This is a genomic window from Nocardia sp. NBC_00511 (assembly GCF_045161165.1).
GTDB lineage: Bacteria > Actinomycetota > Actinomycetes > Mycobacteriales > Mycobacteriaceae > Nocardia.
The window spans coordinates 2,099,651-2,114,740 of record NZ_CP107849.1 but is presented as its reverse complement, the minus strand read 5'-3'; the positions used below and the strand labels follow the sequence as shown (position 1 = coordinate 2,114,740).

The window sequence follows — 15,090 nt, the reverse complement described above, 5'->3', positions numbered from 1 at the left end:
TCCCAGCCCGAGAGGACGAGCCCCCGTGACGCCCCCTTCGACCGTCGCCATTCCCGGTGACGGGCTCACCCGATCGCGGGTCGCCACGAGCATCCGATTCGGTTCGCGGGCACGCGGACTCGCCGTCCGAGCGGGGTCACTGCTCGTGCTGCTGGTGCTGTGGTGGGCGGTCACGGCCACGAAAGTCGTCGACGCGCAATTCCTTCCGGGACCGCACGCGGTGTGGGAGGCGTTCACACGGGCCAACAGCTGGCATCAGCTCGCGCCCGGGGTGCCGCGTGAGGTGCGCGGCGAACAGAACTACTTCCTGTGGGAGCACCTGATCGCGAGCCTGCAGCGCATCGGGATCGGGGCGGGCGCGGCGGTACTGCTCGGGCCGCCGGTCGGGTTCGCGCTCGGCACCTCCCGGGTGGTCAGCGCGATCGTCGAGCCGTATCTGAACTTCCTGCGCATGCTGCCGCCGCTGGGCTACATCGGCCTGCTCATCGTGTGGTTCGGGATCGGCGACACCTCCAAGGACTGGCTGCTGTTCCTGGCCGCGTTCCCGCCGGTGGTGATCGCGACCGTGGCCGGGGTGCAGGGGGTTTCGCGCGATCGGATCAACGCGGCCCGATCACTGGGCGCCAACCGGTTGCAGGTGATCACGCGGGTGCTGTTCCCGTCCACGCTGCCGGAGATCATCGGCGGGGTGCGGGTGGCGGTCGGGTTCGCCTGGACCACCGTGGTCGCGGCCGAGCTCAACAACGGCATCCCCGGCATCGGCGGGCTCGCGTATCTGGCCGGGCAGCAGCTGAATACACCGCTCACCATGGCCTGCATCATCGTCATCGGTCTCACCGCGCTCGCACTGGACGCGGCAATCAAAGGGGTCGGCGCTCTCGTCGTGCCTTGGAAAGGTAAGGCGTGAAGCGCAGTATCGCGGCACTGGCGGCAGCCGGTGTCCTCACCCTGGTCATGTCTGGATGCGTGCAGTCGGGGCGTTCCGACCAGTCGCGGGGCAGTGACGCCAAGCCCGCCTGCCCGGTCGCGGTGGATGACAGCTACACCGGCACGGTGCGCATCGGGTATCAGCAGATCCCCAACGGCGACCTGGTCGTCAAGGACGCGGGACTGCTCGAGACCTGCCTGCCCAAGGCCACCATCACCTGGTCCAAGTTCGATTCGGGCGCGACGGTGATCCAGGCGTTCGGAGCGAACTCCCTGGATCTCGGGCTGCTCGGCAGCGCGGCGGTCGCGCGGGCCCTCTCGGCTCCGCTGAACCTCGACGTCAAGGCCGTGTGGATCCACGACGTGATCGGTCCCGCCGAATCCCTCGTGGTGAAGGATCCGGCCATCACCTCGGTGGCGGCGTTGCGTGGCAAGAAGATCGCCGTGCCCTTCGCCAGCACCTCGCACTACAGCCTCCTGGCCGCACTCAGCGCGGCGGGGATCGAACACGATGTGACCCTGGTGAACCTGCAGCCCGACGCCATCGCGGCCGGGTGGAAGGACTCCGGTATCGACGCGGCCTTCGTGTGGGATCCGACGCTGTCACAGTTGAAGAAGACCGGGCATGTGGTGACCACCGCATCCGACACCGCCAAGGCCGGCAAGCCCACCTTCGATCTCGAAGGCGCGCGCGGCGGCTTCGTCAGCGGCAACGCCAAGTTCCTGGAAGTCTGGACGGCAGCACAGAATTGGGCGGTCCAGCAGTTGAGCACCGATCAGCAGGGTGCCTCCACGCGGCTGGCCGCGCAGCTCGGCATCCCGGTCGACGACGTGCGCGCACAGCTCGCCGGATACACCTACCTCGATGCCGCGACCCAGGCGGGCGCACCGTATCTGGGCAAGCAGCTCGGCGTCGATCTGCAGAGCACCGCGCAGTTCCTGTTGAGCCAGGGCGAGATTCAGGGCCTGGCCACGCCGGAGAAGTACAGCGGCGCGGTGTACCCGCAGGCCGCCGCCGCGGTGAGCGCCAAATGAGCACGGCGCTCGCACAGCGGGATCGGGTCGTGCTGAGCGAAGTCTCGAAAACCTATGCGAGCGCCTCCGGTCCGACGGTGGCGCTGTCGCCCACCGACCTGGTCATCGAGCCCGGCGAGTTCGTCAGCGTCGTCGGGCCCTCCGGATGCGGTAAGACGACGCTGCTGCAACTGCTCGGCGGGTTCCTCGAACCCAGCACCGGCGCACTGCTCGTGGGCGAGGACCCCATCGCGGGGCCGAGTCCCGAGCGCGGTGTGGTGTTCCAGGCTCCGACGCTCTACCCGTGGCTGTCGGTGCGCGGCAATGTCGAGTTCGGGCCGAAATGCCGTGGCGTGGGCAAGAAGACGCGCCGGGCGGACGCGCAGCGGCTGCTGGACCTCGTCGGGCTCGGCGATGCCGGGGACAAGCGGCCCTACGAGCTGTCGGGCGGGATGCAGCAGCGCGCGCAGATCGCACGGGTGCTGACCAATGATCCGCGCATCATCCTCATGGACGAACCGTTCGGGGCGCTCGATCAGCTCACCCGGGAGCGGTTGCAGGTGGAGTTGCTGCGGCTGTGGCGCGAAGCTCGCAAAACGGTTGTGTTCGTGACGCATTCGGTGGAGGAGGCGGTGTTGCTGTCCACCCGCGTGCTGGTGATGAGCGCCCGGCCGGGGCGGGTCGTTCTCGATCGCCGCATCGAATTGCCCGGTGACAGCGCTGATTCCGCTCGCGAACTCGCAGTGACCGCTACGCCCGAATTCCAGTCGTACAAGCTGGAATTGGCGGAAGCGATCTATACGGCACACAATTAGCTTGATCGATTACGACGATGGTCCCGTATCGCGACACTGCGATACGGGACCATCGTTTTTCGCTCTCGAAAGCGAAAAGCCTTTGCAGGCGGGTGCGTAACCCTTACAGGTACGCGCCGCAGTGCGGCCACGCGCCCGCGCCCTGACCGGCGAGCACGTTCTCCGCGACGCGGATCTGCTCCTCGCGGCTGGCGTTCGCGGCACTGCCGGCGCCGCCGTAGGCGTTCCAGGTGCTCTGGGTGAACTGCAGGCCGCCGTAGAAACCGTTGCCGGTGTTGGCGCCCCAGTTGCCGCTGCTCTCGCAGGAGGCAACGGCGTCCCAGTCGTGTCCGGCGGCCGAGGCGGTCGCCGACGACAGCGCGAACGGGACGGACACGATCGCGCCGATGGCCGCGGTGGCGGCGAGCATGCGGGTGGTGAGCTTCCGGTTGCGATGCATAAGTTTGATTCCTGGCCTGCGCCCGCCGGCCCGCGCACTGCGGGTCCCCGTCCCCAGGGATTTTCGGTTTCTCTCGAATCGCGGGACGAGGTCTCCGGTGTTCGGCGATTCGAGTACGGGTTCGGGTGAATCCGAGCCGAGAGCGACGGTAACGGAACCATCACGGCAAATCACGTTGCGATCACAGCCGGTTGACAAATCGGGATCCATTGCACTTATTCCGTATTCGCAGTTCACGTCGGAGTGTCGCGGAATGACATTTCTGGTATTTACGGTCGAATTTGTGACGAGCGTCACCAGAAAATCGTGACGCCGATCGCGTAATCAAAAGTCGCAACAAAACGATGATCGCCGGAGAACCGCCTCCGACCGGCTCGAATCGTGGTGCACACAATCATTGCCCCAGGTCAGAAGCACGGACATAGTTCCTGGAACGTCGTCCCGCTCCCCAGGAGGAATCATGGCCGCCCCCGAGGAACCCCGTTCCGGCGCCCGCGCCGTCGACCGTGCCATCGTGGTGCTGAACTGCTTCGCGGGCGACGATCCGGAGCTCTCGGTGAGCGAACTGGCCCAGCTGGCCGGGCTGCCCGTCAGCACCTCGCATCGGCTGGCACAGGCGCTGGTGCGCGGCGGGCTGCTCGAGCAGGACTCGGCGACCGATCGTTACCGCATCGGTCACGGACTGGCGTCGCTCGCGCGGCCCGCCCTGACCCGGCTGGGCCTCGACTCCGCCGCACCCCATCTGTACGCGCTGGCCGCGGGCATCCAGATCACCGTCAGCGTGAGCGTGCTCGAGGACCAGGACGCCGTCACCGTCTTCCAAGCCCGCCCGCCGGTGAAGTTCTGCCACCACCAGGTGCCACGCGCCCGCCAGTCGCTGCAGGCCAGCGCCGCGGGACACGCGCTACTGGCCTACTCCCCCGCCCGGGCCACCGGCGATCTGGATCTGGATCGGGTGCGGCACGTCGGCTACGCCTCGGAGCTCATCGAGACCGAGGACCCGATCCGCTCGATCGCGGTACCGATCGTCGGCGGGCCGGGACGGCAGGTGCGCGGCGCGCTCGCGGTGCAGGCCCGCTCGGCCCGACTGGACGACGAACTGATCCGTGCCGTGGTGCCCGCCATGCGCAGTGCGGCGGGCCGGATCGCGCCCTTCTTCCAAACCGCCACCGGCACAGTGCTTTCGCACGTCGAATTCGGATCACGGTGATTTCCACATCGTGAAATCCCGGTTGTTGTGGCCGGTCGGCCCCCGCACCATGGTGGGCAGCCCAGATCATTGCCACTTCCGCACTCCCGCAAAGGACCTGGAATGATCCCCCTCATTTCCCTCACGCGCCGACGCACCGTCGATCTGATGCGCGTCGCCGCCGGCCGCTGTCGCGCCTGATTCCGTAGCGAGCACCCGGCCTGTCGCCCCGGCCGCACCCGCACCGCTCGCCCAGTGTCGTCGTCATGCCCGAAACACGGTGTGTCACAACCGTGTCCACGAGAGATTCCGAATGATCAACCGCACCTCCGCACCCCGGAAGCGGCGCGTCCTCGCCGTCGCCTTCGCCCTGTCCGCCGTCCTGCTCAGCACGGTGGCCTGCGGCAAATCCGATCCCGGCACCACCGCCGACGGCAAGACCGTGCTGCGCTACCAGGGCGCCACCGGCACCGTGGCCGCCTACGAACTCGCCGCCGACCTCGGCTACTTCACCAAGATCGACCTGCACTGGGAGGGCGACACCACCAGCGGCCCGGCCAATATCCAGGCCGCGGCCACCAAGCAGGTCGAGTTCGGCAGCGCCTTCAACGGCGCGGTCATCAAGCTCGTCGCGGGCGGCGCACCGGTCACCTCGGTGCTCAGCTCCTACGGCGCGGACGCCCAGAACTACACCGGCTACTACGTGCGCGACGACTCCGGCATCAAGACCGCCAAGGATCTCATCGGCAAGAAGGTCGGCGTCAACACCCTGGGCGCACACCACGAGTTCATCACCCGCCAGTGGCTGCACGACCAGGGCCTCAGCGACGGTGAGATCAAACAGGTGCAGCTGGTGGTCATTCCGCCCGCCAACACCGAGGAAGCACTGCGCAAGGGGCAGATCGACGTGGCGGCCCTCGGCAATGTCTTCCAGGACACCGCGCTGGCTCACGGCGGCATCCACACGCTCTACACCGACAAGGACCTGTTCGGTCAATTCGACTACGGCACCTACGTTTTCCGCAACGACTACATCAAGGCGCACGGCGACGCGGTGGCCGACTTCGTGCAGGGCACCGCGCGTGCCACCCGCTGGCTGCAAGTTACGCCGCGCGATCAGGTGGTGGCGCGCTTCACCGACATCATCCACAAGCGCGGACGCAACGAGAACACCAACCTGCTGCAGTACTACAAGTCCTCCGGCATCCCGGTGCCCGGCGCGGTGGTGGAAGAGAAGGAACTGCAGATCTGGATCGACTGGCTGGTGCGCAACGGGGAGCTGCCCGACGGCAAGTTGAAGGCCAAGGACCTGTTCACCAACCAGTACAACCCCTACTCCAACGGCACGTATCCGCCCGCAAGCGGACCGACCGGTGAGGCGGTATCAGCGAAATGACCTCCACCGCAGTCAAACTCGCGCTCACGGACGTCCGCAAGGAATTCCCGGCGCGGGGCAACGGCGAACCGTTCACCGCCATCGAGAACATCAGCGTCGACGTGCGCGACGGCGAGTTCCTGGTGCTGGTCGGGCCCAGCGGCTCGGGCAAGTCCACACTGCTGGACCTGCTCGGCGGGCTCACCCGGCCCACCCGCGGGCAGATCCTGCTCGACGGGCGGCCCGTCACCGGACCCGGCCTCGATCGCGGCATCGTGTTCCAGCAGTACGCGCTGCTGCCGTGGCGCACCGCCCGCGCCAATATCGAATTCGGCCTGGAAGCCAAGAAGATTCGCCGCAAGGAACGCCGTGCGCTGGCCGAGCACTACCTGGAACTGGTGGGGCTGGCCGGATTCGGCGACCGGTACCCGCACGAGCTCTCCGGCGGCATGAAGCAGCGTGTCGCCATCGCCCGCAGCCTCGCCTTCGACCCGGAGGTGCTGCTGATGGACGAGCCGTTCGCGGCACTGGACGCGCAGACCCGGGAATCGTTGCAGGACGAGCTGTTGCGGATTTGGCGCACCACCGGCAAGACCATCCTGTTCATCACCCACGGCATCGACGAGGCGGTCTACCTGGGGCAGCGCGTGGCCGTGCTGACCTCGCGGCCGGGGCGCGTCAAGGCGACGGTCGACATCGACCTGGACCGCGACGCCGAGGCGGACGTGCGCTCGAGCGAACGCTTCCGCGAGATCCGCCACCACATCTGGACCCTGCTGCACGACGAGGTGGCGCGCGCTCAGGACCTCGAAACGGCCGACCTCACCGCCACCGACAGGAGATGACCATGACCACCACACTTCCGGTCGGGACCGAAACGGTACGGGCCCTGCCGAATTCCATCGAGACGACCGCTGGGCCGCAGACCCCAGCGATCGCAGTCGGAGCGGCGAACCCGGTCGGGGCTTCGGTGCCCGCCACCCTCGAGTCGACCACCGAATCGACCGCCACCACCGAGACCCGGCGCACCGTCGGGCTCGCCGGACGCGTCGGACTCTGGCTGCGTTCGGCGAGCTGGACGCTGTTCAAGCGGTCCCTGGTGATCGCGCTGTTCCTCGCGGTCTGGGAGTTCGCGCCCCGGCTCGGGCTCGTCGACGACATCTTCCTGCCGCCGTTCAGCACGGTGGTGAGCAGCGGCTGGGAGCTGATCGGCAACGGGCAGCTGTGGGACAACGTGTCCACCAGCCTGGTTCGCTCGCTGGTCGGGTTTGCGATCGCGCTGGTGACCGCGGTGCCGGTCGGCATCGCCATCGCCTGGTACCGGCAGGTCGCCGACTTCCTCAATCCGCTGCTGGAGCTGTTCCGCAATACCGCGGCGCTGGCGCTGCTGCCGGTGTTCATCCTGATCCTCGGCATCGGCGAGACCTCCAAGATCGCGCTGGTGGTGTACGCCGGGTTCTTCCCGATCCTGCTCAACACCATCACCGGCGTGCGCACAGTGGATCCGCTGCTGGTGAAATCGGCTGTGTCCCTCGGCTTCTCGCCGCTGCGCCTGTTCCAGAAGGTGATCCTGCCCGCCGCGGTGCCGCAGATCTTCACCGGCATCCGGATGGCGGCCTCGGCCTCGATCCTGGTGCTCATCGCGGCCGAGATGTTCGGCGCGCGTGCCGGATTGGGCTATCTGATCACCGCCGCCCAGCAGAACTTCCAGATCCCCGACATGTACGTCGGCATCATCGCCATCTCCGTGGTGGGTCTGGCCTACAACGCGGTGCTGGTCGCCATCGAAAAGCGGCTCTCCCGCTGGCGCAATCAGCCCCAGAACTGATCGACCGCTCGAAAGGAGCACCACCGAATGTCCGAGGGACACAGGACCTTCCACATCAATGCCTTCCTGATGGGTGTCGGCCACCACGAGGCCGCCTGGCGGCATCCGCGCACCGAGGCACACCGGGTGCTGGACGTGAAGCACTTCCAGGAGCTGGGACGCATCGCCGAACGCGGGCGGCTGGACTCGGTGTTCTTCGCCGACGGGCTGGCGGTCGGACCGCGCATCGAGCGCAATACCCTCGCGGTGTTCGAGCCGGTCACGCTGCTGGCCGCGATCGCCGCCGCCACCGAGCACGTCGGTCTCATCGCGACCGCCTCGACCAGCTACAACGAGCCGTTCAACCTGGCGCGCAAGTTCGCCTCGCTCGACCACATCAGCGGCGGGCGCGCGGGGTGGAACATCGTCACCTCCGGTAACGCGGAGGAGGCGTACAACTTCGGCTACGACGCCATCCCCGAGCACGCCCGCCGCTACGAGCGCGCCCAGGAGTTCGTGGACCTGGCCGTGAAGCTCTGGGACAGCTGGGAATCCGACGCCATCGTGCTCGACACCGAGACCGGGCGCTTCGCCGACCCGGCCAAGGTGCACACCCTCGACCACAGCGGTGAGCGCTTCACCGTGCGCGGACCGTTGAACTCGCCGCGCAGCCCGCAGGGGCGGCCGCTGCTGGTGCAGGCCGGATCTTCCGAGAGCGGAAAGGAATTCGCGGCACAGTACGCGGAGGCCGTGTTCACCGCGCAGCGCACCCTGGAAGAGGGACAGCGTTTCTACCAGGACCTCAAGTCGCGACTGCCCAAGTACGGTCGCTCGGCCGACGACCTCAAGGTGCTGCCCGGACTGGTGCCGTTCATCGCCGACACCGAGGAGGAGGCGCGCGCGCTCGAGCAGTCGTTCACCGACCTCATCTCCCCGGATTACGCACTGCGGCAGCTGTCTTCGATGCTCGGCATCGACCTCACCGAACACGCGCTGGACGCACCGCTGCCGCCGCTGCCCGCCGAAAGCGAGATCGAGGGCGGCAAGAGCCGGTTCACGCTGGTCAAGGAGCTCGCCGAGAACGAGGAGCTGACCGTGCGCCAGCTCATCGGCAAACTCGGCGGCGGCCGCGGCCACCGCACCTTCGCCGGCACCCCCGAGCAGATCGCCGACGAACTGCAGAGCTGGTTCGACAACGGCGCGGCCGACGGCTTCAACATCATGCCGCCCTACCTGCCCGGCGGCCTCGACGACTTCGTCGACCGGGTGGTGCCGATCCTGCAGCAGCGCGGCCTGTTCCGCACCGAGTACACCGCCGACACCCTGCGCGGCCACTACGGTCTCGCACCGGTGGAAAGCCAGTTCGCCCCCGTCCAGATCCAGGCCACCGCCTGAGCCGAGAGGAACGACCATGACCACAGTCGCCGAAAACCCGGTCGACACTTTCCGTATCGCACCGGTCGCCGGACACATCGGGGCCGAGATCAGCGGGATCGATCTGCGCCACGACTTCAACGACGAGCAGATCGCGGTATTGGCCGCGGCACTGCACGAATACAAGGTGTTGTTCTTCCGCGATCAGCAGATCGGGCACGCCGAGCAGATCGCGTTCTCGCGCCGCTTCGGCGCGGTCACGCCGTCGCATCCCTACGACAGCGACGCACCCACCGAATATCCGGAGATCCTGGCCGTCGACAGCCGCCTCTACGAAAAGCGTTTCGGGCGGCGGAAATTCAGCTACACCAACCATTGGCACACCGACGTCTCGCCGCTGATCAACCCGCCCGCGGCCTCGCTGCTGCGCGCGGACATCGCACCCGAACGCGGTGGGGACACGCAGTGGACCAACCTGGCCGCCGTGTATCAGGGACTGCCGGAATCGCTGCGGACGTTCCTCGACGGGCTGCGTGCCGAACACCGCTTCGGTGGCAAGCAGCCGCAGTGGGCGGCCGAGAGCGACTACGCCAAGAAGGTGGCGGCCGCGCCGCTGATCACCGAGCACCCGGTGGTGCGCGTGCATCCGGTGACCGGGGAACGCGTGCTGTTCGTGAATCCCGGATTCACCACGCGCATCGTGGGATTGAGCCCGCGGCAGAGCGACGCGCTGCTCGAGCTGCTGTACGCCGAGCTGGCGGATCCGGCCTACACGGTCCGATTCCGTTGGGAGAAGGGCAGTCTCGCGTTCTGGGACAACCGGGCCACCGCGCACCTCGCGCCGAGTGACCTCGACCATCTCGACGTGACGCGGGTGCTGTATCGGACCACCCTGGAAGGCGAGGTGCCGGTCGGTGTCGACGGGCATCCGTCGGTGTCCATCTCCGGCGCACAGTTCGTCGGTTCACCGCAGTAGTGAACTGAACACAGACGGCCGGGCGTGCAGGGCTCGGCGCACACGAATGAGGGCTTCCCGATCATCAGCCGGGAAGCCCTCATTCGTTGTCTCGGTTACTGGCCCAGCGGGCGCGGCGGTTCCTGCCAGTGCGTCGGCTGCTGCGGCGGCGGTTCCTGCCGGTACTGCTGCTGGGCGGGCGGGCGGTTCTGCGGCGGCTGGTATTCGATGCGCGGACGACTAGGCGCCGAACCCACCGCCGGTTCCACGGGCTGACGGGCGTCGGCCTCGGCGGCCTTCACCGCGCGCTGGGTGGCCGGATCGGTCGCGGTGTCGAACCAGTCGGCGACCTCGTCGGAATCGTCCTCGGCCGGCTCGTGGGGGCTGTCGTCCGGGGCGGGTTCGTAGCGGAAGACCCCGTCCTCGCCCTTGTTGCCGAAGCCGCGCGCGAAACCCTCGAGGGCCTTGCCGAAATCGCTGGGCACCAGCCACACCTTGTTGGCGTCGCCCTTGGCGACCTGCGGCAGGGTCTGCATGTACTGGTAGGCCAGCAGCTCGGGGGTCGGTTTGCCGTTCTTGATGGCCGCGAACACCTTCTCGATGGCCTTGGCCTGGCCCTGCGCCTGCAGATAGGCGGCGGCACGCTCACCCTGCGCGCGCAGGATGCGGGACTGCCGCTCACCCTCGGCCGAGAGGATGTTGGCCTGCTTGGCGCCCTCGGCGGAGAGGATCTGCGCCTGCTTCTGGCCCTCGGCGGTCTTGATCGACGCCTCGCGCTGGCCCTCGGCGGTCAGGATGATGGCACGCTTCTCACGATCGGCCTTCATCTGCTTCTCCATCGACTCCTGAATCGACGGGGGCGGATCGATGGCCTTGAGCTCGACTCGCGAGACCCGCAGGCCCCAGCGGCCGGTGGCCTCGTCGAGTACGCCGCGCAGCTGGCTGTTGATCGCGTCGCGGGAGGTCAGCGTCTCCTCGAGGGTCATGCCGCCGACCACGTTGCGCAGCGTGGTGATCGTCAACTGCTCTACGGCCGCAATGTAATTGGAGATCTCGTAGACCGCGGCCTGCGGGCTGGTCACCTGGAAGTAGACCACCGAGTCGATCTGGACGGTCAGGTTGTCCTGGGTGATCACCGGCTGCGGCGGGAAGGAGACCACCCGCTCACGCAGATCCACCTTGGCGCGCACCCGATCCGCGAACGGCACCAGGAACGTCAACTGCCCCGACACCGTGCGGGAATACCGGCCCAGCCGTTCGATGACAGCGGCCTCCGCCTGCGGCACCAGGGCCACCGACTTGAAAACCACCACCACAACCAGCAGTACGAGCACGGCGGCGACTATGAGTACAGCCATCACGGCCCTTTCATGACGACAGCATGCGCACCGTCGATCCGCATGATGTAAACGGTCGAACCGGCGGGGTAGGACTCGGTCGCGTCATAGGGACGCGCACTCCACACCTCGCCTCCGATCTTCACGCGACCTCCATGCTCGTCGACGAGTTCGAGCACCTTCGCGGTCTTTCCGGGCAAAGCGTCCACGCCCGTCTGATGCGGCGGTGGAATCGCGTAGCGCCGCAACAGGAATGGGCGCACCCCCAGCAGCAGCGCGATGGACGTGCCACCGAAGACCACCGCGTCCACCAGAATCGAGGAGCCGGTCACCGCGGCCACGCCTGCGGTCACCAGCGCGGCGGCACCCAGCATGATCAGCACGAGACTGCCCGTGAGCATCTCGGCCGCCGCGAGGAGTATCCCCGCGACCAGCCAAACTATTGCGGCCACGCCACCAACAGTAGACGTTGTCCCGGCTCGAGGCCGTCATTCGTGATCACTCCGCGCTGCGACCGGGGCGTCACACACCCGCGCACGGGCCGGAATGGGCGCGGCGCGAGCGGCTTTGCCCGCGCCCGCCCGGTACCCTCGACGCCGTGAGCGGGCAACAAGGGTACGGCGACATCTTCTCCGGACACACGCGCAAGCAGCCGCGCGAGATACCGAAGGTGGTCGCCGAACGCGACCTCGTCGCCGAGGACGCCGCGACCGGATTCTGCGGCGCCGTAGTCGGTTTCGACCGCAGCTACGACGGCGATTTCGTGAAACTCGAGGACCGCGCGGGCCGGGTACGACTGTTCGCCATGCGTGAGGCGGCCTTCCTCATCGACGGACGCCCCGTGACACTGATCCGCCCGACCGCAGCGGCACCGGTGAAGTCCACCCGCACGGCATCCGGATCCACCCGGGTCGAGAACCACAAGGCCCGCGTCGCGCGCACCAGCCGCATCTGGGTCGAAGGCGTCCACGATGCCGCACTCGTGGAACGGGTATGGGGACACGACCTGCGAGTCGAGGGCGTGGTCGTCGAACAACTCGAAGGCCTCGACCACCTCGCCCAGCGCCTCGCCGAATTCGAACCCGGCCCCGGCCGCCGCGTCGGCGTCCTCGTCGACCACCTGGTCACCGGCTCCAAGGAAACCGGCCTGACCACCGGCCTCGGCGAGCACGTCCTCGTCACCGGCCACCCGTATATCGATGTGTGGCAGGCGGTTCGGCCGTCCGTACTCGGCATCCCCGCCTGGCCGACCGTCCCCCGCGGCGAAGACTGGAAAACCGGAATCTGCACCCGCCTGCGCTGGGGCACCCCCCAGGACGGCTGGCGCCGCGTCTACTCCTCGGTCAACTCCTACCGCGACCTGGAAACCCCACTCATCGGCGCCGTAGAACGACTGATCGACTTCGTGACCGAGCCCGATTGACATCCTCCCTGGTCTGAAGGCCAGGGATTCCTACCAGCGCCCTGTCGGGCGCTCTTGGTGGGTTCCTGTTTCACCGGGACTTGCTTTCCGCCTAGACGGAAAGACTCACAGTCCCTCCGCAGGCGTTTAGCCACTCCGCCCGTCCGGCGGCGTGAATATTGATCGCGGCGTTCAGGTCTCGGTCGTGAGTGACGCCGCAGACGCAAGTCCACTTCCGTACACGCAACGGCTTCCTCTCGCCGACCACTCCACAATGCGAGCACATTCGAGTCGACGGGAACCAACGGTTAACCTTGCCGAACACCCGTCCATACCGGGCGGCCTTCTCCTCCAACATACGGATGAACATGCTCCACCCGGCGTCGTGAACGGACTTCGCCAAGCGGGTGCGAGCCAAACCCTTCACACACAAGTCCTCAACGAACACCGCTTGGTTGTCGCGGATGATCCTTGCGGACTGCTTATGCACCCAATCACGGCGAGTGTCGGCCACCTTCGCATGTGCCCTCGCGAGCCGCACCCGGGCTTTGGCCCGGTTTCCCGAGCCTTTGTCCTTGCGGGACAACGATTTCTGAGACTTGCGGAGCTTGCGTTCAGCGTTCCGCAGGAACCGTGGCGAGGTGATAGTCCTCCCGTCCGATCCGACCGCGAACGTCGACAAGCCCAGATCGAGCCCGACCTCGGCATCGACTCGGGGCAACGGCATCGGTTCCACTTCGACAACGAAAGACGCGAAATATCGGCCCGCCGCGTCCTTGACGACCGTCACCGAAGACGGATCCGACGGCAGCTCCCGCGACCAGCGAACCGGCACATCGCCGATCTTCGGCAACCGAAGTCTCCCACCCGATGTCACCATGAACCGGGCGTTGCGGGTGAACCGGATCGACTGCCGACTGTCCTTACGGGACCGAAACCTCGGCGGCCCGACCTTCGCACCCCTACGTTTGTTGGTCGCGGACTCAATGAAGTTGCGATAGGCGGAGTTCAGATCGGCCAGCGCCTGCTGCAACACCACCGCTGACACTTCGGTGAGCCAGCGCCGCTCAGGAGTCCGCTTCGCCGCCGTCAACAACTTCGACAACTCGCCATCGGAGATATAGGGCGACTTGCTCTCGAACGCAGCCCGCCGGGCAGTCAGTGCGTCGTTGAACGCAACGCGTGCGCACCCGAACGCCTTCGCCAATGCCACTCGCTGCCCCGGAGTGGGGGTGAGTCGGAACTGGTATCGGAGCTGCACCCAGGCAGTTTCGCATTCATCTATCGCGAAATACAGCGATATAAACGGGCGGCATTGCGGGTGTGATCGCCGACCCACCCAGTCGGGGGCGTAGAACCGAACACCGTTACGCCACAAACGAATCCAGGCCGTGATTCACGAACGCTCCGATCCGGTCGTCAACGGCAACCGCTGTGGCCGTACCGGTTGACCGTGCACCGAGCTACGACGAGGGCGACAAACGTCGCAACCTACCGTGCCGGTTTCATCCTGGGCCTGATCATCGAAGGGCTCGAGCCATTGGATACAGGACCTAGCGAACACCCGGTAGCCCGGCAGTTATCCTCGAATCTATGAGTTCCCCGAGTGCCACGCTGACGGTCTGGGCTGCCGCCTGGGTGTCCGGTCGCAGCGCCCCCGATGACCTGCTGGACGCGCTGCGTGTGTGGGCGACGCGTCAGTCCGTCGCGGCCGGGGATCCGGTCACCGGCGGGCACACCGGACTGCCGTGGGCGTCCGAAGAGTTGGCCGACGAGGTGGCCGGGACCGGGATCATGGTGCTGCTCAAGCTGATTCGGGAGGCGATGGGCGGGCCGGACGCGCAGCTGCGGCTGGTGCTGCCGATACCCGGGGACGTGCGCGGACTACCCGTGGGCACCGAATTCGGCGCCGCCGCAATCGAAGCCGAGGAAGGGCTGCTGGCGGGGACGCCCGGCAGTCTCGGCACCGGGATCGTGCCGGTGTGGACCGATGACGACGCGCTGCTGTGGCAGGTCTACTCGACGCCGATTCCGCTGGCGCCGGTGCCCGATATGCCGTTGGGCGAGGCCGAGTTCTCGATGCGGGAGGCGGTGCGCGACGCCGCCGACGCGCTGCAGCAGTTGCAGACCACGCGGGTCGGGTCCGGCGGGGTCGGGCCGCGGGAGCTCATCGAGGCCGAACTGGCCGGGCACACTCGGCATCGGTACCCGGATTCGATGCCGCTGCGCGCCCGGCGGATTCTCGACACCGCCGATCAGGTGGCGGCGATCCTGACCGTCGCCGAACGCGAACCCGACTCGGCTCCGGCGTCGTCGACCGCGCTCGCGGCACAGGAGGCGCTGCTGCGGCCACTGTGGACCGCCATTCGCGACGCCCGGCTGGCGGCGGTCCACGCGCGCTGACGGTGTCCGATTCGTTCAAGACCCGGTACCGGCCGACTGCCTAGGGTTGCGGG

Annotated in this window: 15 protein-coding genes; 11 read left to right on the top strand and 4 right to left on the bottom strand. The window is 67.3% G+C overall.

Annotated features, from left to right (window positions below; genetic code table 11):
* The first annotated feature begins 91 nt into the window (after positions 1–91).
* From OG300_RS10065 to OG300_RS10055, 3 genes are read left to right on the top strand one after another with little or no spacing between them, the layout of a single operon-like run.
* Complete coding sequence (locus OG300_RS10065) at positions 92–907, top strand: ABC transporter permease (protein ID WP_405498517.1); 816 nt, start codon at positions 92–94, stop codon at positions 905–907.
* Positions 904–1,962 carry an ABC transporter substrate-binding protein gene (locus OG300_RS10060; protein ID WP_405494462.1) on the top strand — a complete coding sequence of 353 codons (1,059 nt, stop codon included), beginning with the start codon at positions 904–906 and terminating at the stop codon, positions 1,960–1,962. The genes OG300_RS10065 and OG300_RS10060 overlap by 4 nt, the downstream gene beginning before the upstream one ends.
* Positions 1,959–2,756 carry an ABC transporter ATP-binding protein gene (locus tag OG300_RS10055; protein ID WP_405494460.1) on the top strand — a complete coding sequence of 266 codons (798 nt, stop codon included), beginning with the start codon at positions 1,959–1,961 and terminating at the stop codon, positions 2,754–2,756. The genes OG300_RS10060 and OG300_RS10055 overlap by 4 nt, the downstream gene beginning before the upstream one ends.
* 103 nt (positions 2,757–2,859) lie before the next feature.
* Here OG300_RS10055 and OG300_RS10050 read toward each other — a convergent pair whose 3' ends face one another.
* Positions 2,860–3,165, bottom strand: a complete 306-nt coding sequence (locus OG300_RS10050) for a transglycosylase family protein (protein ID WP_405498516.1) — start codon at positions 3,163–3,165, stop codon at positions 2,860–2,862.
* Between the two features lie 490 nt (positions 3,166–3,655).
* Here OG300_RS10050 and OG300_RS10045 point away from each other — a divergent pair, with 490 nt between their 5' ends.
* The 6 genes from OG300_RS10045 to OG300_RS10020 all read left to right on the top strand — a co-directional run bounded on the left by OG300_RS10045 (position 3,656) and on the right by OG300_RS10020 (position 9,916).
* Positions 3,656–4,405, top strand: a complete 750-nt coding sequence (locus OG300_RS10045; RefSeq protein WP_405494458.1) for an IclR family transcriptional regulator — start codon at positions 3,656–3,658, stop codon at positions 4,403–4,405.
* Between the two features lie 292 nt (positions 4,406–4,697).
* Positions 4,698–5,780 carry an ABC transporter substrate-binding protein gene (locus OG300_RS10040; RefSeq protein ID WP_405494456.1) on the top strand — a complete coding sequence of 361 codons (1,083 nt, stop codon included), beginning with the start codon at positions 4,698–4,700 and terminating at the stop codon, positions 5,778–5,780.
* Entirely contained in the window at positions 5,777–6,604 is an 828-nt protein-coding gene (locus tag OG300_RS10035) for an ABC transporter ATP-binding protein (RefSeq protein ID WP_405494454.1), read from the top strand. Before OG300_RS10040 ends, OG300_RS10035 begins: the two co-directional genes overlap by 4 nt.
* A gap of 2 nt (positions 6,605–6,606) precedes the next feature.
* Entirely contained in the window at positions 6,607–7,587 is a 981-nt protein-coding gene (locus tag OG300_RS10030) for an ABC transporter permease (protein ID WP_405494452.1), read from the top strand.
* 27 nt (positions 7,588–7,614) lie between these two features.
* On the top strand, positions 7,615–8,961 hold the full coding sequence (locus tag OG300_RS10025) for an LLM class flavin-dependent oxidoreductase (protein ID WP_405494450.1): 1,347 nt from the start codon (positions 7,615–7,617) through the stop codon (positions 8,959–8,961).
* 16 nt (positions 8,962–8,977) lie between these two features.
* Positions 8,978–9,916: a TauD/TfdA dioxygenase family protein gene (locus tag OG300_RS10020; RefSeq protein WP_405494448.1), complete on the top strand. Its 939-nt coding sequence runs from the start codon at positions 8,978–8,980 to the stop codon at positions 9,914–9,916.
* 95 nt (positions 9,917–10,011) lie between these two features.
* On the opposite strand, the gene OG300_RS10015 is transcribed toward OG300_RS10020, so the two are convergent.
* On the bottom strand, positions 10,012–11,253 hold the full coding sequence (locus OG300_RS10015; protein WP_405494446.1) for an SPFH domain-containing protein: 1,242 nt from the start codon (positions 11,251–11,253) through the stop codon (positions 10,012–10,014).
* The gene (locus tag OG300_RS10010) at positions 11,253–11,684 is read right to left on the bottom strand and encodes an NfeD family protein (RefSeq protein WP_405494444.1); all 432 of its coding nucleotides are present in this window, start codon (positions 11,682–11,684) and stop codon (positions 11,253–11,255) included. Before OG300_RS10010 ends, OG300_RS10015 begins: the two co-directional genes overlap by 1 nt.
* Before the next feature lie 146 nt (positions 11,685–11,830).
* Between OG300_RS10010 and OG300_RS10005 the strand changes: the two genes are divergently transcribed.
* The gene (locus tag OG300_RS10005) at positions 11,831–12,655 is read left to right on the top strand and encodes a DUF3097 domain-containing protein (RefSeq protein ID WP_405494442.1); all 825 of its coding nucleotides are present in this window, start codon (positions 11,831–11,833) and stop codon (positions 12,653–12,655) included.
* Positions 12,656–12,746: 91 nt separating this feature from the next.
* On the opposite strand, the gene OG300_RS10000 is transcribed toward OG300_RS10005, so the two are convergent.
* Entirely contained in the window at positions 12,747–13,895 is a 1,149-nt protein-coding gene (locus OG300_RS10000; RefSeq protein ID WP_405494440.1) for an RNA-guided endonuclease InsQ/TnpB family protein, read from the bottom strand.
* Positions 13,896–14,227: 332 nt separating this feature from the next.
* On the opposite strand from OG300_RS10000, the gene OG300_RS09995 reads away from it, so the two are divergent.
* Complete coding sequence (locus OG300_RS09995) at positions 14,228–15,037, top strand: hypothetical protein (RefSeq protein ID WP_405494438.1); 810 nt, start codon at positions 14,228–14,230, stop codon at positions 15,035–15,037.
* Positions 15,038–15,090 lie beyond the last annotated feature (53 nt).